The sequence below is a fragment of the Ornithinimicrobium sp. CNJ-824 genome, from assembly GCF_001942405.1.
GTDB classification, from domain to species: Bacteria; Actinomycetota; Actinomycetes; order Actinomycetales; family Dermatophilaceae; genus Ornithinicoccus; species Ornithinicoccus kibberensis.
In genome coordinates, this window is record NZ_MKKA01000022.1 from 56980 (window position 1) to 79308 (window position 22329).

Annotated in this window: 22 protein-coding genes, 1 tRNA gene and 3 pseudogenes; 13 read left to right on the plus strand and 13 right to left on the minus strand. The window is 72.1% G+C overall.

Annotation, left to right across the window (positions count from 1 at the left end):
* Window positions 1–9: 9 nt before the first annotated feature.
* From BJF81_RS09195 to BJF81_RS17485, 4 genes are read right to left on the minus strand one after another with little or no spacing between them, the layout of a single operon-like run.
* Complete coding sequence (locus tag BJF81_RS09195) at window positions 10–837, minus strand: MBL fold metallo-hydrolase (protein WP_075958190.1); 828 nt, start codon at window positions 835–837, stop codon at window positions 10–12.
* Window positions 834–1760 carry an NUDIX hydrolase gene (locus BJF81_RS09200; RefSeq protein WP_202817463.1) on the minus strand — a complete coding sequence of 309 codons (927 nt, stop codon included), beginning with the start codon at window positions 1758–1760 and terminating at the stop codon, window positions 834–836. Before BJF81_RS09200 ends, BJF81_RS09195 begins: the two co-directional genes overlap by 4 nt.
* 7 nt (window positions 1761–1767) lie before the next feature.
* Complete coding sequence (locus BJF81_RS09205; protein ID WP_075958088.1) at window positions 1768–2241, minus strand: RidA family protein; 474 nt, start codon at window positions 2239–2241, stop codon at window positions 1768–1770.
* Between the two features lie 11 nt (window positions 2242–2252).
* Entirely contained in the window at window positions 2253–2414 is a 162-nt protein-coding gene (locus BJF81_RS17485; protein WP_202817464.1) for a DUF4177 domain-containing protein, read from the minus strand.
* Window positions 2415–2502: 88 nt separating this feature from the next.
* Between BJF81_RS17485 and BJF81_RS09215 the strand changes: the two genes are divergently transcribed.
* Entirely contained in the window at window positions 2503–3279 is a 777-nt protein-coding gene (locus BJF81_RS09215; protein WP_075958193.1) for an alpha/beta hydrolase family protein, read from the plus strand.
* Between the two features lie 189 nt (window positions 3280–3468).
* Entirely contained in the window at window positions 3469–5991 is a 2523-nt protein-coding gene (locus BJF81_RS09220; protein ID WP_075958089.1) for a transglycosylase domain-containing protein, read from the plus strand.
* Window positions 5992–6167: 176 nt separating this feature from the next.
* On the opposite strand, the pseudogene BJF81_RS19545 reads toward BJF81_RS09220, so the two are convergent.
* Window positions 6168–6530: pseudogene (locus BJF81_RS19545) on the minus strand (GatB/YqeY domain-containing protein); the annotation flags it as partial.
* Between the two features lie 75 nt (window positions 6531–6605).
* On the opposite strand from BJF81_RS19545, the gene BJF81_RS09230 reads away from it, so the two are divergent.
* The 4 genes from BJF81_RS09230 (at window position 6606) to BJF81_RS09245 (ending at window position 8912) form a co-directional block, all read left to right on the plus strand.
* Window positions 6606–7592 carry a metallophosphoesterase gene (locus BJF81_RS09230; protein WP_075958090.1) on the plus strand — a complete coding sequence of 329 codons (987 nt, stop codon included), beginning with the start codon at window positions 6606–6608 and terminating at the stop codon, window positions 7590–7592.
* A 99-nt stretch (window positions 7593–7691) separates the two neighbouring features.
* A tRNA-Pro gene (locus tag BJF81_RS09235) sits at window positions 7692–7768 on the plus strand.
* A gap of 614 nt (window positions 7769–8382) precedes the next feature.
* Window positions 8383–8589, plus strand: a complete 207-nt coding sequence (locus tag BJF81_RS09240) for an antitoxin MazE-like protein (protein WP_075958194.1) — start codon at window positions 8383–8385, stop codon at window positions 8587–8589.
* On the plus strand, window positions 8586–8912 hold the full coding sequence (locus tag BJF81_RS09245) for a type II toxin-antitoxin system PemK/MazF family toxin (protein WP_075958091.1): 327 nt from the start codon (window positions 8586–8588) through the stop codon (window positions 8910–8912). Before BJF81_RS09240 ends, BJF81_RS09245 begins: the two co-directional genes overlap by 4 nt.
* 223 nt (window positions 8913–9135) lie before the next feature.
* Here the strand turns inward: BJF81_RS09245 and BJF81_RS16825 are convergent, their stop codons facing one another.
* The 6 genes from BJF81_RS16825 to BJF81_RS09275 all read right to left on the minus strand — a co-directional run bounded on the left by BJF81_RS16825 (window position 9136) and on the right by BJF81_RS09275 (window position 13930).
* Complete coding sequence (locus BJF81_RS16825) at window positions 9136–10197, minus strand: helix-turn-helix domain-containing protein (protein ID WP_083664115.1); 1062 nt, start codon at window positions 10195–10197, stop codon at window positions 9136–9138.
* Between the two features lie 83 nt (window positions 10198–10280).
* A complete protein-coding gene (locus tag BJF81_RS09260) occupies window positions 10281–10718 on the minus strand; it encodes a site-specific integrase (RefSeq protein ID WP_075958092.1) in 438 nt (145 codons plus the stop codon).
* A gap of 1 nt (window position 10719) precedes the next feature.
* Complete coding sequence (locus tag BJF81_RS17490; protein ID WP_075958093.1) at window positions 10720–11073, minus strand: hypothetical protein; 354 nt, start codon at window positions 11071–11073, stop codon at window positions 10720–10722.
* A gap of 195 nt (window positions 11074–11268) precedes the next feature.
* Window positions 11269–11973, minus strand: coding sequence for an LmeA family phospholipid-binding protein (locus BJF81_RS09270; protein ID WP_075958094.1), 705 nt, complete (start codon window positions 11971–11973; stop codon window positions 11269–11271).
* An 88-nt stretch (window positions 11974–12061) separates the two neighbouring features.
* Window positions 12062–12190, minus strand: coding sequence for a putative transporter small subunit (locus BJF81_RS19550; protein ID WP_237770150.1), 129 nt, complete (start codon window positions 12188–12190; stop codon window positions 12062–12064).
* 18 nt (window positions 12191–12208) lie between these two features.
* Window positions 12209–13930, minus strand: coding sequence for a sodium:solute symporter family protein (locus BJF81_RS09275; protein WP_075958095.1), 1722 nt, complete (start codon window positions 13928–13930; stop codon window positions 12209–12211).
* Between the two features lie 353 nt (window positions 13931–14283).
* On the opposite strand from BJF81_RS09275, the gene BJF81_RS09280 reads away from it, so the two are divergent.
* The 7 genes and pseudogenes from BJF81_RS09280 to BJF81_RS16830 all read left to right on the plus strand — a co-directional run.
* A complete protein-coding gene (locus tag BJF81_RS09280; RefSeq protein WP_075958096.1) occupies window positions 14284–14910 on the plus strand; it encodes a superoxide dismutase in 627 nt (208 codons plus the stop codon).
* A 193-nt stretch (window positions 14911–15103) separates the two neighbouring features.
* Entirely contained in the window at window positions 15104–18172 is a 3069-nt protein-coding gene (locus tag BJF81_RS09285; protein ID WP_075958097.1) for a DUF4040 family protein, read from the plus strand.
* Complete coding sequence (locus BJF81_RS09290) at window positions 18169–18501, plus strand: sodium:proton antiporter (protein ID WP_075958098.1); 333 nt, start codon at window positions 18169–18171, stop codon at window positions 18499–18501. The genes BJF81_RS09285 and BJF81_RS09290 overlap by 4 nt, the downstream gene beginning before the upstream one ends.
* On the plus strand, window positions 18498–20015 hold the full coding sequence (locus BJF81_RS09295; RefSeq protein ID WP_075958099.1) for a proton-conducting transporter transmembrane domain-containing protein: 1518 nt from the start codon (window positions 18498–18500) through the stop codon (window positions 20013–20015). The genes BJF81_RS09290 and BJF81_RS09295 overlap by 4 nt, the downstream gene beginning before the upstream one ends.
* A complete protein-coding gene (locus tag BJF81_RS09300) occupies window positions 20012–20374 on the plus strand; it encodes a Na+/H+ antiporter subunit E (RefSeq protein ID WP_237770151.1) in 363 nt (120 codons plus the stop codon). The genes BJF81_RS09295 and BJF81_RS09300 overlap by 4 nt, the downstream gene beginning before the upstream one ends.
* Window positions 20371–20631 (plus strand): monovalent cation/H+ antiporter complex subunit F, encoded by a 261-nt coding sequence (locus BJF81_RS09305; protein WP_075958101.1) that lies wholly within the window; start codon window positions 20371–20373, stop codon window positions 20629–20631. Before BJF81_RS09300 ends, BJF81_RS09305 begins: the two co-directional genes overlap by 4 nt.
* A pseudogene (locus BJF81_RS16830) lies at window positions 20631–20900 on the plus strand (monovalent cation/H(+) antiporter subunit G); the annotation flags it as partial. The gene BJF81_RS09305 and the pseudogene BJF81_RS16830, both read left to right, overlap by 1 nt.
* A gap of 143 nt (window positions 20901–21043) precedes the next feature.
* Here the strand turns inward: BJF81_RS16830 and BJF81_RS09315 are convergent.
* A complete protein-coding gene (locus tag BJF81_RS09315) occupies window positions 21044–21613 on the minus strand; it encodes a DUF5063 domain-containing protein (RefSeq protein WP_075958103.1) in 570 nt (189 codons plus the stop codon).
* 106 nt (window positions 21614–21719) lie between these two features.
* Window positions 21720–22321: pseudogene (recR, locus tag BJF81_RS09320) on the minus strand (recombination mediator RecR).
* Window positions 22322–22329: the final 8 nt, after the last annotated feature.

Here is a 22329-nt window from a genome sequence, read left to right on the forward strand (position 1 = left end):
GCCGTCGGCTCACAGCATCCCGAGGTAGTCCAGCTGGGCCAGGACCGAGAGCCGGGCCGCCGGCCAGACCGCCCGGGGCACGTCGGCGTAGACCTCGGCCACGACCCGGTCGGCCAGGTCCCGACCGTCCGCCGGCGGCGCCTCCGGCCCACGCAGCCGCTCCACCGCCGCCCGCACCTGCTCCAGCCGTTCGCGCCGGTGCCGCACGTAGAACTCGACGGTCCCGCCCGCGTCGGGCACGACCGGGCCGTGCCCGGGCGCGATGCTGGTCGCGGCCCCGGATCCGGTGAGCCGGGAGAGCCGGTCCAGCGACTCCAGGTATGACGTGAGGTCGCCGTCGGGGTGGGCCACCACCGTGGTGCCCCGGCCCAGCACGGTGTCACCGGTGAGCAGGACCTGCTCCGCCGGCAGGAGGAAGGACAGCGAGTCCGCCGTGTGCCCGGGTGTGGGGACCACGAGCAGCTCCAGCCCACCGACGAGGAGCCGCTCCCCCGCCGCGAGGTCGTCGTGCCCACGGCCCGTGGCGCGCACCGGGGCCCCGGTCAGCTCGGCCCACCGGGGGGCGGACTCGGCGTGGTCCGCGTGCCCGTGGGTCAGCAGGGTCAGGGCCACCCGTCGACCACTCCCGGCGACGTGGTCCAGCACCGCCCGCAGATGGCCCTCGTCCGCCGGGCCCGGGTCGACGACGACCACCTCCGAGGCACCGGGTTCGCCCAGCACCCAGGTGTTGGTCCCCTCCAGCGTCATCGGCGAGGGGTTGGGGCACAGCACGCAGTGGGCCCGCCGCCCCCACGCCCCGCCCGTCCAGCCGGGGTCGGCCGGCGCCCCCGGTCTCACGGGGCCGTCCCGGCCGGTAGCCCGTGGCCGTCGGCGTCGACCGGGCACCGCATCCACAGGCGGCCGTCGCGCTCGACCGGCCAGGGCTGCACGGGCCGGACCGTGGCGGGCCGGTCGAGCCAGGCGTCCAGGTCGGTCACCTCGCGCAGGTGCTCCAGCATGACCTGGGTCGGGGGCAGCAGCAGCTCCCGCCCCTGCTCGTGGGCGCGGATCACCTCGGCCGGGCGGACCCAGGCGGCGTGCTCGGCCTCCGAGCTGTCGCCGTCGGCGTGCTGCCCCCGGGGCATCCGGGCGGCGAAGAACCGGGTGTCGTAGCGGCGCGGCTCGCACGCCGGGGTGACCCAGTGGGCGCGCAGGGCCATCAGGTCCGTGCGCAGGACCAGCCCCCGCCGGGAGAGCAGCTCGCCGAAGCTCTGGGTCCGGTCGAGCAGCGCTCGCCGTTCCGCCTGCCAGGAGGGCCCGGCCACGTCCGCCACGACCTCCGCCGCCGACCGGCCGGCCAGCAGCACCCCGCACTCCTCGAAGACCTCCCGCGCGGCCGCGGTCACCAGCTCGCGGGCCAGCGGCTCCTCGACCCCGAGCAGCTCGGCCCAGCGACGGGGCGAGGGACCGGCCCAGGGGACACCGGGGTCGGCGTCCCTCGGGTCGACGCCACCCCCGGGGAACGCGACCATCCCGGGCGCGAAGGCCATCGTCCCCACGCGCCCCAGCACGAAGACCTCCACGCCCGTCGCCGCCGGGGACTCCCGGAGCAGCATGACGGTGGCGGACGGCCGGGCGGGGGCCACCACGCGCGAGTCCGGCCCGGCCCTGAGCCAGTCGCGCGCGTGGCCCTCGACCAGGGACGGCACGGGCAGGTCGCGGTGGGGCCCCGGCCCGGCCCCGTCCGTCACGGGCAGGGGGCCCTGGTCAACGTCCGGCACCCGCGGCTCACTCGCGGACGGCGACCGTGATCTCGACCTCGACCGGGGTGTCCATGGGGAGGGTGGCCACGCCGACCGCCGACCGGGCGTGCACCCCGGCGTCGCCGAAGGCGGCACCGATGAGCTCGGAGGCCCCGTTGACGACCTTGGGCTGACCGGTGAACGAGGGGTCGCTGGCCACGAAGCCGACGACCTTGACGACGCGGACGACGCGGTCCAGGTCACCCACCACGGACTTCACCGCGGCGATGGCGTTGAGGGCGCACAGGCCTGCGAGCCGGGCGGCCTCCTGCGGGTCGACCAGGCCCTCCCCCTCGCCGACCTTGCCGGTCGTGGGCAGGGCACCGTCCACGAACGGCAGCTGGCCCGAGGTGTAGACGAGGTCCCCGTGCTGGACCGCGGGGACGTAGGCGGCGACCGGTGCGGCCACCTCAGGGACGGCGTGGCCCAGGTCGGCCAGGCGCTGCTCGACGGTGCTCATGGTGTGTCCTCTCAGCCCTTGGGGCGCTTCAGGTAGGCGACCAGGTTGGCGCCGTCCGGTCCGGGCACGACCTGGACCAGTTCCCAGCCGTCCTCGCCCCACTGGTCGAGGATCTGCTTGGTCGCGTGGATGAGGAGGGGGACGGTGGCGTACTCCCACTGCTGGATGCTCATGGCCTCGACACTACAAGCCGCACCGCCCACCGGCACCCCACCGGTCCGCGTGGTAGGACTGGCCGATGGCTCGAGCTGGGTGGCGACGGTGAGCGGGCGCGACGTGCTCCACCGGTGGGCGCCGCCGGGCCAGGAACGTCGCTACGGCCCCGCGGAGCACCAGGTCTACGAGGTCTTCGGCGGGTCGGCGGGCCGCCTGGCGCCGCCGCGGGCCCTGGTGGTGCTCCTGCACGGAGGGTTCTGGCGGGCGGCGTGGGACCGGGCGCACCTGCGGCCCCTCGCGCACGCCCTCGCCGACCGGGGGTATGCCGTCGCGCTCCCCGAGTACGTGCGCACCGGGATGCCCGGCGGCGGCTGGCCGGGGACGTTCGACGACGTCGCCGCCGGGCTCGCCGCCGTCCGGTCGGGGGCCTCCCCGGACGTGCCGGTCGTCCTCGTCGGCCACTCGGCCGGAGGGCACCTGGCCGTGTGGCTGCTCCACCAGGACGTCGCCGCGGGCACGGCGGGCGCCGTCAGCCTGGCCGGCGTGCTCGACCTGGGGCTGGCCGCCCGGCTGGAGCTGGACGGCGGGGCCGTGCAGGACCTTCTCGGCGGGGGTCCTGGCGACGTCCCCGACCGCTTCGCGGCGACCGACCCCACGAGGCTGGGGCGCACCCCATACCCTGTGGTGGTGGTGCACGGCGGGGCCGACGCCCAGGTGCCCCCCGAGCTGTCCCGGAGGTGGTGGGCCGCCGCCGGGACACCGGGGAGGGACGAGCTCGCCGAGCTGCCCGGGGTGGACCACTTCGCCCTCGTCGACCCCCGGGCCTCCACGTTCGGGGTGACGACCGAGGCGCTGGACCGGCTCGTCGGCACCGTTTCCTGAGTGCGGCTCCTCGGGGATTTCCAGGATCCTCCCGTACCGTGGTGGGATGCGCTCAGCTCTGTCCGCCGCGAAGGTGACCTCGCTGCTGGGGATCTTCCTGGCCGTGTCCGTCCTCATGGGGGTCATCGCCGCCGGTCTGGCGGCCCCCGTCGTCGGCGCGGCCGGCCTGGCGGCCCGCGAGGCGTCGGCATGTTCGACCGGCTGCCCGGCGACCTCGAGCAGAACCCCCTCGCCCAGCAGTCCCGCATCCTGGCAGCCGACGGCTCGGTGCTGGCGACGCCGGCGAAGCAGAACCGGATCATCGTCGAGAGCGACGAGATCTCCCAGCACATGAAGGACGCCCAGGTCGCCATCGAGGACGAGCGCTTCTACGACCACGGAGGCATGGACGTCGAGGCGCTGGCCCGGGCGGTCGTGTCGAACGCGACGACCGACAACACCCAGGGCGGGTCGACGCTGACCCAGCAGTACATCAAGATGGCGCTGCAGGCGGAGGCCATCAAGGAGCAGGACGCCGAGGCCCTGCAGCAGCTGAACTCCCGGTCCGGGATGGACGGGTACATCCGCAAGCTGCGCGAGCTGAAGTACGCCGTGACCCTCGAGGAGCGCCTGACCAAGGACGAGATCCTCGTCGGCTACCTCAACCTGGCCTTCTACGGCGACAACGTGTACGGCGTGGAGGCCGCGGCCCGGCACTACTTCGACGTCCAGGCCAAGGACCTGTCCATCGCCCAGGCGGCCACCCTGGCCGGCATCGTGCGCGCCCCCACGTCGACCAACCCGGTGGCCAACCCCGAGCTGGCGACGGCCCGCCGCAACACCGTCCTGGACAAGATGCTCGACCAGGAGATGATCACCGAGGAGGAGTGGGAGGCCGCGCGCGAGAGCGAGATCGAGCTCACGCTGACCGACAGCCAGCGTTCCTGCATCAACTCGCCCAACCCCTACTTCTGCGACTACGTCACCGCCTGGCTGCTGCAGCAGCCCGCGCTGGGCGCCACCCAGGACGAGCGCTTCGAGCGCCTCACGACCGGTGGGCTGACCATCACCACGACCCTGGACCGGGACCTGTCGGACAACCTTGGGGAGATCCTGCGCGAGGCCACCCCGTCGAACGACTACAACGTCGCCTCCGCCGCCAGCATCATCGAGCCGGGCACGGGGCACGTCCTCGCGTTCGACCAGTCCAGCGAGTACTCCTTCGACGAGTCCGGCGACAAGGTCACCAGCACCTCGGTGAACTGGAACGTCGACACCGAGTACGGCGGTCCCGGCGGGATGGAGATCGGGTCGGTCGCCAAGACCTACACCGTCGTGGAAGCGCTGGAGAAGGGCATCCCGGTCGAGACCACCCTGGAGATCGAGGAACCGGGCCTGGCCGATGAGAACGGCGTCTGGCTGGACAACCCGGACGACCCCCAGACCCCCGAGGGTCAGACCCACCCGGTGGGCGTCTTCGAGAAGGAGGACTTCCAGGAGGGGTGCACGATCGGCGAGGACTACTGGACCGTGCGCAACGCCCTCGACGAGAACCACGACGAGGAGATGGAGCTGCGCAAGGCGGTCGGCCTGTCGATCAACACCGCCTTCGCCACCCTCGCCTCCCAGGTCGGCACCTGCGACATCGTGGACACGATGTCCGAGCTGGGGATGCACGCGGCCACCGGCGAGGAGTGGAGCCCCTTCCCCCCGGCGATCGTGCTGGGGTCCGACTACGCCTCCCCCATGACCGTGGCCACCTCCTACGCGGCCCTGGCCGCCGGCGGCGTCTACTGCGAGCCGCTGCCCGTCACCAAGATCGTGGACACCAACGGCGAGGAGATCCCGCTGGAGACCCCGGAGTGCGAACGGGTCGTGGACGAGGAGGTCGCCCTCGGCACCGTCGAGCTGCTCAAGGAGGTCGTGCAGATGACCGGTTCCGGCTGGACCGCCATCCTCGACGGGGAACGTCCGGCTGCAGGCAAGACGGGCACGAACAACAACTCCAGCCACACCTTCTTCGCCGGGTTCACCCCGCAGCTGTCGACCGCGGTCTTCGTCGGGGTCCCCACGGGCGCGGCCCTCGGCGACGAGCGCGTCGACCTGCAGATCGGCGACCGCTTCATCGAGGGGCCGCTGTTCGGGTCCTCCTTGGCGGGCCCGACCTGGAAGCGGATCATGGACATGGCTCACGCCGACCTGCCGGTCGAGGACTGGGAGGAGCCCTCCGACGAGATCCTCAACGGCAAGCGGGTGACCATCCCGGACGTCATCGGCATGGACGAGGAGGAGGCCCGCGAGGCGCTCCGCGAGGAGGGCCTGACCGCCTCGGTCCAGGACGTGGGGTCCAGCCGGCCCGAGGGCACGGTCGTCTACACCACGCCCGGGGTGGGGTCCTCGATCCGGACCACGACCTCGGTGGTGCTGCACGTCTCGAGCGGTTTCGCCCCCCAGCCGCAGCCGCAGCCGCAGCCGGCCCAGCCGGCCCAGCCGGCCCAGCCGGCCCCCGCCCAGCAGCCGGCCGCACCGCCCCCGCCGAGCCAGCCGGCGCCGCCGGACGAGCCCGAGCCCGAGCCCGAGCCGGAGCCCACCGAGGAGGCCGAGCCCCCGCCTCCGGAGGAGGAGACCGAGCCGGCCCCGGCACCGGCGCCCGCTCCGCCGCCCGAGGACGAGGAGGAGCCGCCCGGCGAGGGTCCGGGCGGGGACGGCCCACCCGGGCAGGACGACGGCTGACGCCTGGCCGGACGGACGACGAAGGCCCCCGGATCTCCGGGGGCCTTCGTCACGCCACGGCCGGGACGGCCGGGACGGTCAGCCGGCGAGCGCTGACCTGACCGCCGCCGCCACCCGGCCCCCTCCGCCCGCCCCGCGACCCGCGGCTGGACGACCTTCATCACCTGACCCATCGCCGCCGCCCCGCTGACCCCGAGCTCGGCGACCGCCCGCTGTGCGATCTCGGCCAGCTCCGCGTCGTCGAGCTGCTCTGGGAGGTACCACTCGAGCACCGCCAGCTCGGCCTCCTCGCGGTCGGCGAGCTCGGGCCGACCGGCCTCGGCGAACGCCTGGGCCGCCTCCCGACGCTTCTTGGCCTCCTTGGCCACGACGCGCAGCAGCTCCTCCTCCGAGAGCTCGCGGTGCGAGGTCCCCGCGACCTCCTCGGTGGTCACGGCGGTCAGCACCATCCGCAGCGTGCCCGCCCGCACCTTGTCCTGGGCCCGCATCGCCTCCGTGAGGTCGTGGTGGAGGGTGGCCTTGAGTCCGCGCTCGGTCATGACGGCAGTCTCTCACCCACGCCCGTCGGCCCGCCGTCCTCCGCCGCCCCGGGACGCACCTGCGAGGATCGACCCATGGACCGACGGGTATGGGGTGCGCTGGGCACGGGTGCAGGTCTGGCCGCCGCTGGGGCCGCCTACGCGACCTGGGTGGAGCCGCGCTGGTTCGCCCTGCGCCGGGTGGAGGTGCCGTGCCTGCCGTCCAGGGCGACCTCCGTGCGCGTGCTCCACCTCTCCGACCTGCACCTCGTGCCCCGCCAGCGCATCAAGCGCGCCTGGGTGCGGCGTCTGGCCGACCTGCGGCCAGACCTGGTCGTCGACACCGGTGACAACCTGGCGGCACGGGACGCCGTGCCCGCGCTGGTCGACACCCTCGACGGGTTGCTGGACGTCCCGGGCGCCTTCGTGCTGGGCAGCAACGACTACTTCGCCCCCGGTCTGAAGAACCCGTTGCGCTACCTCGACGACAGCCACGACCGGCCGGTGCGCACCGGAGCGGCGACCCCGGGGCAGCACGGCCCCGGACCGGCGGATCCCACCGACCGGGGCCGGTTGCCCACCGAGGAGCTCCTGGAGGCGCTGACAGGCCGGGGCTGGGTCGACCTGACCAACGCCCGTGCCCGCCTGGAGGTCGCCGGGCTGAGGCTGGAGCTGGTGGGGGTCGACGACCCGCACCTGGAGTACGACGACTACGGCGTCGTGGCCGGGCCGGCCGCGGACGACGTCGACCTGACGATCGGGGTGACGCACGCCCCCTACCGACGGGTCCTCGATGCGATGAGCAGGGACGGTGCCGGGCTGCTGATCGCCGGACACACCCACGGCGGGCAGCTGCAGGTGCCCGGGTACGGGGCCCTGGTGACCAACTGCGAACTGGACACCGCACGGGCCTCGGGACTCTCGCGGTGGTGGCCGGGGGCCGGGTCCACGCCGTCCACCGAGGCACCCGACGACGCGGCGTGGCTGCACGTCTCCGCCGGGCTCGGCGGCAACCCCTACACCCCATTCCGGTTCTCCTGCCGTCCGGAGGCCACCCTCCTGACGCTCGTCCCGGCACGGTGAGAGAGCCTGGATCCCGCACCTGGGTCCGCGGGTTGGGAGCACACCCGACGGTGGGTTAGCATTGTCGACGCTGTCCGACGACCCTCGCGTCGCCGGCCACGGGGTGTGGCGCAGCTTGGTAGCGCGCTTCGTTCGGGACGAAGAGGTCGCAGGTTCAAATCCTGTCACCCCGACCATGACACAAAAGGGCCGTTGACCTGCGGAAACGCGGGGTCAACGGCCCTTCTGATTTCGCGGTCGTGCCTTGAACGTGCCTGGAGATTTGGTCCCGCCAGGCAGCTCTGGGGCCCCCGGACCCCGGTGGCGGGCCGCGCCAGAAGCACGTCGACCCTCGCCGGCCGACAGACGCTGAGGCGCATGACCGCCGGCCCACGCCGTGAGAGCCCCTCGACCCACGCAGACCCGCTGAGCGTCAGCACGCTCATCGGTAAGGACCTTGTCGATGCGGCCTGCCTGGCAGATCTGGCGAAGTCTGATGCGATGACCGTCCCGGACATCTTGCACGAGGAGCGAGCCGGGCTCAGCGCCGGGGGAACGGTCCGGCTTTCGGTGGATGAAGAAGGCGATTCCCGATACGCATCTATTGGGGATGATTTGGCCCGGTCAGATGGCGCCTCCTGCTATTTCATCCACGAACTGTCCTCCGCATCGCCCAGCCGCCGGCGAGGTCGACGCCGCCACTCTGTAAATGCCGCTGGTCGCTCGGCTGTCGAGGTTTGGGACCCGAGTCTTCGGGCGCTGGGACGTAGCCTCCTTCCGCTGCACCTTCGTTACATGTAACGTGGTTGGCATGACGGTGAAGCATCGAGTCAGCGAGTACCGGCGCAGGATGCGCGCACGCGGCCTTCGACCCGTGCAGATCTGGGTGCCGGACGTGCGTAGCGAGCGCTTTGCGCAGGAGGCCGAACGCCAGGCGGACCTGGTCGCGAGGGCGGACGAGCAGTCCGATGACCAGGAGTTCGTCGAAACCGTCACCGCCCGCTGGGACGAGGAGTGAGGCGCGGCGAGCTGTGGACCGTCGCCGGGGGTGTCTACGCCTCCAAGCCGAGACCCGCATTGATCGTGCAGGACGACCTCTTCAAGGGCACTGCCTCGGTGACCGTGGCGCCCCTGACGACGACGCTGGTCGATGCCCCTCTGCTTCGCGTACGCGTCGCCGCCGATGATCTCACCGGTCTTCAGCACGACAGCCAGGTCATGATCGACAAGGTCACCACAGTCCGCCGCGAGAACGTCGGTACGCGCGTTGGCCGCCTGGCGCCCGAAAGTCTCGTGGAGGTCGAACGCGCCCTCATGGCTTTCCTCGGCCTGGCTAGGTAGTGGATGAGCGACCACTGCGGACATCCGCATTTGCCGCTGCGGTGTCGCTCCTGTACACGGCCTGCTAACGCTGCAGCCGGGCTCAGCCGCGATTCTGCATCCCAACTGCGCCACCGTGGCCGACGCCGAGATGTGTGCAGCCGTCAGAAGCGGGCCCGGATCAGACCTCAGGGGTGGCCCGGCGTTACCGAAGCGCGGGCCGAGCCTGCGGCTGCCGTCCGGGTCAAGCCGGGGGCCTGCGGTCTGGAGCCGATACCGACCGCTGCACGAACCGGAGTGCACGCGCGATGGCGACCTTGTGCGTCTCTGTCGACAGCATCGCTAACCGCTCCTCGATGATCCTCGGCTGGACCATCGCCGCGGAGATGAGCGCACCGACGAACTCATAGTCCTTCTCCCGGCCGGCCATGAGCTTGGCGACACAGAGGTCATGGGGCTCAAGGAACAGAGGGCGAGCGGGAGCAGATGAGGCCAGGCCCCAGGTGCGCAGGCGGGCCTGCCAACCGTCGGGAAGTATCGACGTGCTCACCGAGATGCCCTCGGCATAGATCCCCTCGGCCGCGTGCATCTGCGAGAGCTCACCAATAGCACCCTCGACCATGTCGGCCTTCTTGCGGTCCGGGCCGTCGTCCAGGAAGGCGATGCCGACCTCCATGGACGCCGTGGCCTCGGGCGGAAGCTCGTCCTCGTCCCACGTGCCGAGGACTGCCTGCGAGCCCATGACCAGGACCTCCGGGTCCTTGGTGACGTCGCAGGCAGCCATGAGCAGGCGTGCCAGCTGCTGGCGGTTCATGCCGCCGGCGCGCGCTTCTCGCGGAAGGTACGCAGCGCCTGGGTCCGTTCGGTCTGGCTCAGGACGCCGGCGAACGGGGAGTTCTGGCGCAGCTCGCGCGCGGGGGCTGGTGCTGAGGATCGTGCCGACCGTCTGTTCAGGTCCCCGGGCGAGGATGCTGTCCCACTCACGGAGGTGCTCGACCGTTCGGCCGTCCGCCCGATGCATGGAGCTCCAGCGCCGGATGTTCTCTCGTGCCAGCCCCATGACTTCCTCCGGCCTGGTGAGCAGGTGGGTGAGCATCGCCTGGTGCATCCACAGCTGCTTGCGCTGCTCCTCCGTCATCGACTGGGCGTCGAGCAGGGCCTCGACGTCAGAGCGTCTGACTCTGCGGTGCGCCCCCACCCTGATGCCAGGCAGGTCGCCCCGCTCGCACAGGTCGACGACGTGCTGACGCGAGACGCCGAGCGCCTCGGCGACCGCCCCCGTCTTCATCAGCTTGTCGTTCTCCATGTCTCTACTCTAGGGCAAACACCAAAAACACAACAGACCCCGGCAGGGGCGCGTTCGGCCAGGCATTGGGGGCAAGGCGACGTTCACAGTCCGTCGCGACGCGGCGAACCCGCCTCGACCATCGCCGAGAGCGCCTCCGCGATCCTGGCGTCCCTGTCCGCCGCGGCGTGCTGGTAGCGCAGGGCCGCCTTGTGCGTCGAGTGGCCGAGCCGAGCCATGAGCTCAGCCAGCGTCGCTCCCGCCTGCGCCGCGAACACCGCTCCCGTATGTCGCAGGTCGTGCCAGCGCAGGTCCGGACGCCCGGCCGCTGCCCACGCGGGGTGCCATGCCTTGTTGAGGGTCGACACGGCCAGGTGCTGGGCCCGGGTTGCTCCTGGCGTGGAACAGCAGCGCGTCCCGTCGCTTGTCCTCCATCGCGTCCAGGTGCGCCTGATCGCGGGCATGATCGCGGACGGCAGCGTGGCGGCGCGGGTCACATGGACGACGTTGCCGGACAGGTCCTTGCGTCGCAGCTCCGCCACCTCACTCCAGCGGAGCCCCACCCCAGGCGGACAGGAGCACGGCGGCCCGCAGCTGGGGCGGCGAACGGTCGAGCTGGCCGGCGTAGAGCACCCTGGTCCGCAGCTTGAGGTCCTGCCGTTCCTCCAGCCACCCCTGCGCGTACTCGCTGAGGGCCACCGACCGGCGTCGCCTCTCCCCAGTCAGGATCCACCCGGGTCCCAGCTCCGTGCACTTGGTCCGCAGCCAGGCCTCCGCCGCGTCCCTGCTCGCGAACGTGCGCGGCGCCTTGTGCTCCAGCGCCTCCCACGTGTAGCGGGCCTGCCACTTCCCCGACGGCAGACGGCGCACCGAGCCGAACCGTCGATCGCGTGCCATGCCGCCGCCTTTCGTGCCATGAACGTGCCGTGAGATGTCACCCCGGCTGCACGATGACCGGCCCTGACTCGCCAGAACGCAGTCCCGGCCGGTCCTTGTCGGTCCGCCGGGCCGTCTGTACCGCAGGATCGCCCGGCGCGACCGACCTGCGCCGCTCACGCGAACCCTTGAGGTTAGGGCCCGGGCGCACGCTTCTTAGGGCAGCACCGTTCCGGCCAGGACGACGTCCCTGCCGGAGAGGTCCGCGCGGAACCCGTCGTCCTGGACGGTGACGTCCTGCAGCACGAGGTTCTCCGGCAGGCCCTCGATCGGGTGCTCGATGGTGACGAAGCGGCGCACCACCGCCGCCACCGTCCGGGAGAGCAGGTCGGGGCCGCCCAGGTCGATGGACGTCGGCTCCACCACCAGCAGCCCTCCGACGACGTCCACCGTGCCGGTGGCGACGACGGTCGCGTCCCGGCCCAGCACCTCCACGGTGCGCACGACCGCCGCCTGCCCGTCCTCCGCCGGGCGGACCACGGAGTCCCCGCCGAGGTCGGCCGCCACGTCCGCGAAGGGCACCGTCGCCTGCACCTCCAGGCTGTCCGCGACCAGCCCCTCCTCCCCGGAGCGGACCCCGTGGGCGACCGCCTCGACGTCGCGCAGGGTCGAGTCGGGGAGAACGACCGTCCCGGCCACGACGTCCACCCCGCCCAGCCAGATCTCGTCGTCGGCGAGGTCCGCGGGAGGGCCGTCCGTCGACGCGGCCTGACGGTCGTCGGCGCTGGTCGGTCCGGTCCGGTCGACGCTGTCGGCGGCAGGCGTCGACACGGCCCACCACAGCACGACGAGCGCCAGCACGAACAGCAGCAGCATCCCGAGGGCACCGATGGCCAGGTCCGTGGCGCGCGAGCGGTTCATGGCCCCAGTGTGCTGGAGAGCACCCGCGTGCGCCCGGTCCGCCCTCGCCGTGGGGCAGCGCAGGCCGGTCAGCAGGCAGCGGGTCCGGTCAGATCACCCGCCGTCCGGCCTGCCGGGCGCGACGGACGTCGCGGGCGAACGCGCCCACGACGACCAGCAGGACGGCCAGGACGACGACTGGCCAGATGAGCACGTAGGTGGTCAGGAGTGCAGTCATGGTGGTTCTCCTCGGGAGTCAGGAACGGGGGCCGGGCCGGTCGGAGGCGAGGACGAGGTCGTCGGGGTCCTCGTCCGGGTCCTCCTGCTCGGCGGTGGAGGTGTCGTCGAAGTTGCCGGTCACGTGCTGGATGCGCTCGAAGTCGAAGTCCTGACCGGAACGGACCGACATGAGGTAGCAGACCAGGAAGGACACCGCATACGCGACCAGAGACCCGGACAGCACCTCGTAGTCGCGCAGGAAGAAGAACGTGAACGGGGCCGACACCGCGACCGCGAGCGTGCCGGTCATCACGGCCGGTCGGAGCCCGAAGAAGCCGAACGCCATGATGCCGAGCACCACGCCGATGCCGATCGTGGCCAGCAGCTCGACGGCCAGGCCCCAGGCCCCGACGGCGGGCAGCCACCCGAACCGGACCGGCAGGAAGAACGCCAGCGCCGCCAGGACGGACACCGTGAAGGCGGCGTTGGTGACCTTGGGCCAGTAGAAGCTGGCGATGACCGGGAAGACGAGACAGCCCCACAGGGCACCCACGAAGACGAGCAGGTCGAGGATGTTGAACTGGCTGGTCGCGAAGTACAGCGCCGCCGCGGTGGCCACGATCATCGTCAGCCGCCCGATGAGCAGCATGGTGCGGGGGTCCGCCGCACTTCGACCGACGGACTGGCCGTAGATGTCGGCCATGACGATCGAGGACAGCGCGGACAGGTCGGAGTCCGCGGTCGAGGAGAGCGACCCGATGATCATGAGGAAGGCCACGGCCAGCAGCACCGGACCCAGGTAGGTGCTCACCATCTGCGGCATGAGGTTGTTGACGTCCCCGCCCATCGGGTCGATGCCGAGGTAGAGCGCCATGACGCCCAGCATCCCGATCCCGATCACGGTGGCTCCGTAGCCCACCGTGGCCGTGACGAACGTGGGACGGATGAGGTCCTCCCGGACCGCGAACAGCCGCTGGGCGATGGTCTGGTTGCCGATCGCGTAGGCCAGCACGGCGGCGATGTAGGGCGCCCCCTGGTTCATGAACGCCTCCGAGGAGAAGAAGCTCTCCTGCTGGGGCGTCACGTGGCCGGCGGCCACGCCCGCCTCGAACATCCCCGGACCGCCCGCGGCGAAGAACACGACCGGGATCACCACGACCGCTGCCCCCAGCATCGCCACCACCTGCGCGAAGTCGGTGAGCACCGAGGCCCGGAAGCCGGACCAGAGCGTGTAGAGCAGCACGCCGCCGGCGACGACGAGGATGCCTGCCCCGAAGTTGAGCGGGGAGAGCACGGCGATGAGCGCACCGCCGGCGATGAAGTTCGAGGTGAGCGAGATCAACGAGCCGAGCACGTTGGACCCGGCCAGCATGAGCTGCGACGAGCGGCCGTGACGGGCATACATCACCTCGGCCAACGTGTGCGCCCGCGGTGCCACCGTGCGGATCCGGCGGCCGAAGGGATAGATGAACAGGATCATCAACGCACCCCACAGGCCGTAGTGGATCGGCCCGGAGACGCCGTAGGTGTAGCCCGCCGTCACCGAGGCGTACATCGACGACGCCCAGATCCAGGTGGCGGTCATCGACGCGGCGGAGATGCCGAAGCCGATGTTGTTGCCCGCCGTCATGTACCTGTCGGCGTTCTCCTTCCGGCGCCGGATGCTGAGGGACATCAGCAGCGTCCCCCCGTAGAAGAGGGCCAGGAGCAGGGCGACGGCCCCGATGCCCAGCGGGGTCGCCTCGGTGTCGAGCGGCATGCGTCACGTCCTTCGGTCGGCCAGCACGGTCACGCCGCGGCGACGGACGCGCGGCGGGCGCAGCACAGGGGGCTGCACACGGAACTTCTTCCTGCGACGGCGGGGCCCCACGACGGTCCAGCACCCGGGGACGACGGTCGGCCCCGGCGCGCCCAGCCGGGCCCACACACCTCGGCCGACGTCCCGTCCCCAGGGGGACGCCCGTCGACCGGCGGACCACCATGCCACACAACTCGCAGCAGGTCACATCCGCCTCCGGCCCCCGCCGCCGACCGGCCCTCCTCGGGCGGGCGGCCGGACCCGCGGCTATAGTCGAGCAGGTCCGCTATCCGGCCAGATCAGGAGAGATTGCCGTGAGCACGTACACCCTTCCCGACCTTCCCTACGACTACGCAGCCCTCGAGCCGCACATCAGCGCCGAGATCATGGAGCTGCACCACTCCAAGCACCACAAGGCCTACGTGGACGGGGCCAACACCGCGCTCGAGAAGCTCGCCGCGGCCCGCGACTCGGGCGACTTCGGCACCGTGCCGATGCTGGAGAAGAACCTCGCGTTCAACCTGGGCGGGCACACCAACCACTCGGTCTTCTGGCAGAACATGTCCCCCGAGGGCGGCGACCGTCCCGACGGCGAGGTCGCCGCGATGATCGACCAGCACTTCGGCTCCTTCGAGGGGTTCAAGGGCCAGTTCGAGGCCGCCGGCACCACGATCCAGGGGTCCGGCTGGGCCGTGCTGTCCTGGGACTCCATCGCCCAGAAGCCGCTGGTCTTCCAGCTCTGGGACCAGCAGGGCAACGTGCCGATCGGCCAGACGCCCCTGCTCATGCTGGACATGTGGGAGCACGCCTTCTACCTGCAGTACAAGAACGTCAAGGCCGACTACGTCTCGGCCTGGTGGAACGTCGTCAACTGGAGCGACGTGAGCCAGCGCCTGGAGCGTGCCCGCAGCGCGACCTCCGGGTTGATCGTGGCCTCCTGAGCCACCCCGCCGCAGCGACCCACGGGGCGTCGGACCACCGGTCCGGCGCCCCGTCGGCGTGCCCGGGGAGGCGCTGACCCCCGCGTCCGGAGCGGCTCCCGGGAGGGAACGGGCCGATTGTTAGACTCCCCGCCATGCGTCGTCGCCGTCGAACCTGTCCGACGGTCGTCGGCAGCGCCCACGGACCGGCGTCATGAGCATGGTGTGGACCCTCGCCGTGTGCGCGCTCGCCGTGCTGGCGAGCTTCCCACTCACCCGCACCCTCGGCCGGCACGCCGGGTGGCCGCTGGCCGCGATCTACCTCGTCGCCGCCGCCGTGTTCTGGCCCGTCGCCAGCCGGGTGATGGCCGGGGAGACCGTGGCCTGGAGCACCCCCTGGGTGCCCGACCTGGGGCTGGAGCTCTCCCTGCGGGCCGACGGGATCGGCGTCGTCTTCACGGCGATCGCCCTGCTCATCGGCGCGGTCGTGCTGTCCTACTCGACCGCCTACCTCTCGCCGGGCCGCAACCTGACGTTCTACCTCTACCTCGTCGGCTTCACCTTCGCCATGGTCGGCCTGGTCCTGGCCGACGACCTCATCCTGCTGTTCCTGTGCTGGGAGCTGACCTCCCTGGCCAGCTTCCTGCTCATCGCCCGCTCCGGCTACTCCGGCGAGGCGGCCTCGATGCGCACCCTCCTCATCACCTTCATTGGGGGGCTCACGCTGCTCGCCGCGGTGGGCATCATGGTGGCAGCGACCGGCACCACCGGCCTGCAGGAGGCGCTGGCGCACCCGGTCTGGGCGCAGCGTCCGGGCCTGACGACCGGCGTGGCCGTCCTGGTGCTGCTCTCGGCGTTCACCAAGTCGGCCCAGTTCCCCTTCCACGTCTGGCTTCCCGACGCGATGGCCGCAGCCACGCCGGTCAGCGCCTACCTGCACGCCGCGGCCGTGGTCAAGGCCGGGATCTTCCTGCTCATGCGGTTCTCGCCGCTGTTCCACGACGTGCCCGTCTGGAACGCCACCCTCGTCACGGTGGGCCTGCTCACCTGCGCGCTCGGCGGCTTCTTCGCCCTGCAGAAGACCGACCTGAAGAAGCTCATGGCCTACTCCACGGTCAGCCAGCTCGGGCTGATCGTCGCCGCCATCGGGGTGGGCACCGAGTACGCCCTGGCGGCCGCCGTGCTGCACACGATCGCCCACGCCCTGTTCAAGTCCGGACTGTTCATGATGGTCGGCGTCATCGACCACTCCACCGGGACCCGTGACGTCCGCCGCCTGCCCGAGCTGCGCAGGGCGATGCCGCTGGCCTTCTGGACCACCGTGCTCGGCGCGGCCTCCATGGCCGGCATCCCGCCCATGCTGGGCTTCGTCTCCAAGGAGAAGATCTTCACCGCCCTGCTGGAGGCCCCCGGCCCCGCCTGGACGGGGTGGGCGGCACTGGTCGGCGGCGCCCTGGCCTCGGTCCTCACCTTCGCCTACAGCGCCAAGATCGTCTTCCACGGCTTCGTCGACGGCCGCGGGCAGGACCGCTGGCCCGAGGACGCACCCCTGCACGCCACCCCTCCGGCGCTGGGCATCTTCGCCGCGCTGCCGATCCTGGCCGGCCTGCCGCTGGCCCTCGTGGTCGGGGTGCTCGACACCCCGGTCGACCGGGCGGTCTCCGCCGCGCTGCCGCACGTGGAGCCCGAGACCCACCTGGCCCTGTGGCACGGCGTCAACGCCGAGCTGGTGGCGACCCTGCTCATCATCGCCGTCGGCCTCGTCGTGATCGCCCGGCGCCGGACGGTCATGCCGGCCCTGGAGAAGGAGACGTTCCGCCTCGACGGCGCCGGGGTCATCGCGACCCTCGTGGCGCCCGTGGCGCGGGCGGGTATGCAGCTCGCGCTCCTCGTGCGCGCGGACAACCCCACCCGCCACGTCTCCCCCGTGCTCGTCGCCCTCGCCCTCGTCCTGGGCGGCGGTTCCGCCGGGCTGCTCCTCACCGGCAGCCTGGCCGAGCAGCACCCCGACCTGGACCGGTGGACCGACGTCGTCGCACTGGTCGTGATCGTCCTCGGCGTGGCCGGGACCACCATCTCCCAGTCGCGGCTGGCGGCCACCGTGAGCCTCTCGGCGGTGGGCGTCGGCATCACCGTCCAGATCTTCTCCCTCGGCGGGCCCGACGTCGGCCTGACCCAGCTCCTCGTCGAGGCGCTGACCATCCTCATGATCATGCTCGTCCTGCAGAAGCTCCCCCTGCGTTTCGGGCGGTCCCCCAGGCTGGGCCAGAAGGCGGCGATGGGCCTTGCCCTCGCCACGGGTCTGGCCTTCGGCCTGGGCGCCTTCGCGCTCACCGGCCGACGTGAGCGGTCGGAGATCGCGGACTACTACCTGACCGAGGGCCCCGAGATCACCCACGGATACAACGTCGTCAACACGATCCTCGTGGAGTTCCGCGCCCTGGACACCCTCGGCGAGCTGACCGTCCTGGGAATGGCCGGCGCCGCCATGGTCGCCATCCTGTCCACGGTGCGCGACCGCTACCTCGACCCTCCCCGCGAGACGGACCGCAGCTGGGTGCCCGACCCGGACATCGCCCTGCGGCCCCGCGGGAGCGCCGCGGACCGGGCGATCCACCAGGCCTGGGGCAACGCCGTCCCCATGCAGCTGCTCGTCCGTCTGACCGCCCCCCTGCTCGTCATCATCTCGGTCATCCTCTTCTGGCGGGGCCACAACGCCCCCGGGGGCGGGTTCATCGCCGCCCTGCTCGGCTCGGCCGTCGTGGCCCTGGTCTATCTGTCCTCCGCCCGCGACCAGGCCGTCGGCCCGGCCCGGCTGCCCATGGTGCTCATCGGCGGCGGGGTGGCCCTCGCCATCCTCACGGGGCTCTGGGGGACCGTGGCCAAGGGCTCCTTCCTCGCCCCGATCAGCGGATACGTCGGGGACCTGTACCTCACCTCGGCCCTGCTCTTCGACCTGGGCGTCTACGCCGCCGTCCTGGGCCTGGTGATGGAGGCCTTCAACCTGCTCGGCGCCGCCGGCGGGCGTGAGCGGACCCGCGAGCGGGCCGACGAGTCGGTCGAGGGCGAGCTCGCCGGTCCCATGGACACCACCCGGGGCGAGACCCCCGAGGAGCTGGCCGAGCGGGAGCTCGCCGACCGGGAGAAGGCCCTGGCGGCCACCCGCGCGGCGGGCGCCCCGGACGGTCCCGACCCCAAGGGGCGGGGCCGGGTCGGGCGCCGCACCACCTACCTCACCCACGGGGTTCCCCCGCGCAACCTCGGCGACAGGAGCGAACCGTGATCATCCCGGTGTCCATCGCCGTCCTCGTCACCGGCGGGGTCTACCTCCTGCTGCAGCGCAGCATGGTCCGCATCATCTTCGGGCTGGCGCTGCTGAGCCATGCCGCCAACCTGACCCTGATGCTCGCGGGGGTGAGCGCCTGGCGGGGCGAGCCTCTTCCCGACCGCGTCGACACCGCCGCCGCCGCCGACCCGCTGCCGCACGCCTTCGTGCTCACCGCGATCGTCATCGCCTTCGCCGTCACCGTGCTCATGCTGGCCCTGGCCGTGATCGGGCACAACGACGACACCAAGCGGATGCCCCCGACCGGTGAGGAGCGTGCGACGTGAACCCCGCGGTCCTCCCGCTCCTGCTCGCCGTGCCGCTGCTGGCGGCCGGCCTGCTCCTCATCGTCCGGCACCGGGTGGTCCAGCGCGTGCTTCTCCTCGCCGTGCCCGCGGCGACCCTCGTCACGGCCGTGCTGCTGGTGCTGGAGCACCGGACCGTCCCGGTGATCGCCCACCAGGTCGGGGCGTTCGCGCCGGGCGTGGCGATCCCGTTCGTGTCCGACACCCTCTCGGCCCTCATGCTCGCGGTGACCTCCCTGGCCACCCTGGTCACCCTGTGGTTCCTCACGGCGACCGGCGAGGACCGCTACCGGTTCGTCCCGCCGCTGGCGCTCATGCTGCACGGCGGGGTCAACGGCGCCTTCCTCACCGGCGACCTGTTCAACCTCTTCGTCATGGTCGAGGTGATGCTGCTGCCGTCCTACGCCCTCATCGCGGTGACGGGCACCTGGCGACGCCTCGGGATCGGCCGCACGTTCGTGGTCGTCAACCTGCTCACCAGCGCGACCCTGCTGACCGGCGTCGGACTGGTGTATGCCGTCGCCGGCTCGGTCAACCTCGCCGTGCTGGCGGACGCGGCGTCCGGCGACCGTGCCCTGACGCTGGCCGGGGCCGTGGTGCTCCTGGCCCTGGCCGTCAAGGGTGCCGTCGTGCCCGTCCACGGCTGGCTGCCGCAGACCTACCCGGCCACCTCCGCCGGCATCATGGCGCTCTTCTCGGCCCTGCACACCAAGGTGGCGCTCTACGCGATCTACCGCGTCTACACGACGCTCTACGAGGGACCCGCCCCCTGGGCGCTCGTGCTCGTGGTGCTCGTGGCCGTCACCATCGCGGTAGGGGCCTGGAGCACCTTCGGGGAGCACATCATCCGGCGGGCGCTGGCCTGGCAGATGGTCGCCGGGGTCGGGCACATCCTCGTCGGGGTCGCCCTGTCGACGACCGCGTCGCTGGCCGCCGGGCTCTTCTACATGCTCCACCACATCGTGACGATGGGCGGCCTGCTGCTGCTCGCCGGCGCCATCGAGCAGGTCTACGGCAGCGGCCGCTACGAGCGGCTCTCCGGCCTGATCCACCGGGACCGGGCCGTGGCCATCCTCACGGCCTTCGGGCTGCTCTCCCTCGTCGGCATCCCCGCCTCGTCCGGCTTCTTCGGCAAGGTGGCCCTCATCGGGGCCGCGGCCGGGGCGGCCCGCTGGGAGGGATGGCTCCTGCTGACCACCGTCCTCGTCGCCGCCGTCGTCAGCCTCGTGGCCATGCAGCGGCTGTGGGCCGGAGTGTTCTGGGGCCAGCCGATGGAGGACTACCGGCCGGACAGCCCCGAGACCGGGCGGGCCGGACTGACCCGGCTGACCGACGACGTGGTCGTTCCGCTGCGCCTGTGGGCCCCCGGTGCCACGTTGATCGGCACCCAGCTGGCCATGTTCTTCGGGGCGGGCGTCCTGATGCCCCTGGTCACCCGGGCGGCCCAGGGCCTGACCGACACCGCCCCCTACGTCGAGGCGGTGCTGGGCCGATGATGAACCCCCTGCGCGTGCTCGGCTACGCCGTCTGGCTGACAGGTGAGATCGTCAAGGGCGCGCTCGACGTGGCCAAGGACGCGGTGCTGCCCGGCGTCGACATGCAGCCGGCGATCCTGGAGCTGCCGCTGCGCTGCTCGACCGACCTGGAGATCAGCGTGATGGCCTCCTCGATCACGATCACCCCGGGCACCATCACCGTCGGGATCGCCAGCGCGGCCGGGACCACGCCACCCACGCTCTTCGTCCACGCCATCTACGCCTCCGACCCGGAGGAGATCCGCACCGGTCTCCGCCACATGGAGGACCGGGTGCTGCGGACGACCCGGGGACCCGGCTGGGAGGGGAGGCTCTCATGATGGTCGTCGTCGTCGCCACCGTCGTCGTGCTGGTCGTCGCCGCCGTGCTGGGCCTGGTGCGGCTCTACACCGCCACGGACGACGCCTCGGTGGCCGCGGTCAGCGACCTGCTCTACTTCTGCGCCGTCGGCATCATCGTCATGGGTGCCCTGGCCGTGGGGTCCTCGATCGTCTTCGACGTGGCCGCCATCGCCTCGCTGGTCGGCATCCTGGCCACGGTGGCGCTGTCCCGGATCCTCACGAGGGGGAGGCGCTGATGCTGGTCACCGTCGTCGTCGGTCTGCTCTGCCTGACCGGGGCTGGCTTCGTCCTGGTCAGCGCCGTCGCGATGCTCAAGGCCCGGGACGGCCTGTCCCGGATCAACGTGCTGTCGGCCGCGACCGGGCTGGGTCTGCCGCTCATCGTGCTGGGCGCCTTCGTGGAGGACGTGCGGACCAACGGCTTCACCTGGCTCGACCTGCTGAAGGTCGTCATCGCCGTCCTCGGCTTCATCATCATGAGCTCGGTCGCCTCCAACAACCTGGGCCGGGCCGCCTACCGCTCCGGGGCACCCGTCGACCCGGCGACCCGCCCGAACGAGCTGGCCGAGGAGCCGCACCAGGCGCCTGACCCGTCCTCCGGGCAGCCCCGCGAGGGCACCCTGGGGGATCGTGCCTCGTGGGTGCGGGGTCAGACCTGGTGCAGGGCGGCCATCTCGGCCTCCATGACCTCTTCGTCGTCGGCGTCCAGCCGGACGTGCGCCATCAGGGTCAGCAGCACCCGCAGCGCGGCCGCGGCCCGTTCGCCCCAGGACGACAGGTAGCTGAACTGCCACCACCACATCGCCTCGGTGGGCCGGCCCGCGTCGTGGTGCTGCAACCCGTGCGAGAGGTCCGCGGCCACGCTGACCAGGTCGGCCGCCAGCGAGCCGCTCACCACCTCCACGGACACGACGGGGTCCGCCAGGTCGCAGTAGGCGTCCAACCCGCCGAGCAGCTGGTGCAGGGCGACCCGGATCCGCTCCAGGTCCTCCTCGGGTCCGCTGTCCGGCTCGAACCGCTCCACCGGCACCACGTCGACGAGGGCGCCCAGCCGGGCGCCGGTCGCGCTCAGCTGGCCGAGAGCCAGCAGCAGGACCGGGAGCGCCGACTCCGGCGTCTCCCCCGCCGCGACCCCCTCCAGCGCGGCGAAGTAGGCCCGGACCTCCTCGGCGGTCTCCGCCGCCAGGGGCGCCCAGTCGTTCCGGCCGTCGGTGCTCATGGGCCCCACCCTAGGCCCGTCGGCGTCCGTGGCGCAGGTCCGCCGGCGGCGTGCTCGTCACATCGCTCCGGCAGGGCCCACAGAACGTCCGGCCCTGGGCGTCCGGCTAGCCGGACAGCAGCCGGCGACCCTCGAACGCCCTGCCCAGGGTGACCTCGTCGGCATACTCCAGGTCTCCCCCCACCGGCAGACCGGAGGCGAGCCGGCTGACCCGGACGCCCTCGTAGGGGACGAGCAGACGGGCGAGGTACGTCGCGGTCGCCTCCCCCTCGAGGTTGGGATCGGTGGCCAGGATGACCTCCTGCACCTGCCCGTCGGCCAGCCGGGCGACCAGCTCCCGGACCCGCAGGTCGTCCGGCCCGACCCCACCGATCGGGTTGATGGCCCCTCCCAGCACGTGGTAGCGGCCCCGGAACTCCCGGGTCCGTTCGATGGCGGCGACGTCCTGCGACTGCTCCACCACGCAGATGAGCCCCGGGTCCCGGCGGGGGTCGAGGCAGATGCGGCACCGCTCCCCCTCCGCCACGTTCCCGCACTCCTGGCAGAAGCTGACCTTCTCCCGCACCTGCACCAGGCGTCGGCCAGCCGGGTCACCTCGTCCGGGTCCGCGGACAGCAGGTGGAAGGCGATCCGCTGGGCACCCTTGGGCCCGACGCCGGGCAGCCGGCCGAGCTCGTCGATCAGGTCCTGGACCACTCCTTCGTACACAAGGGTCC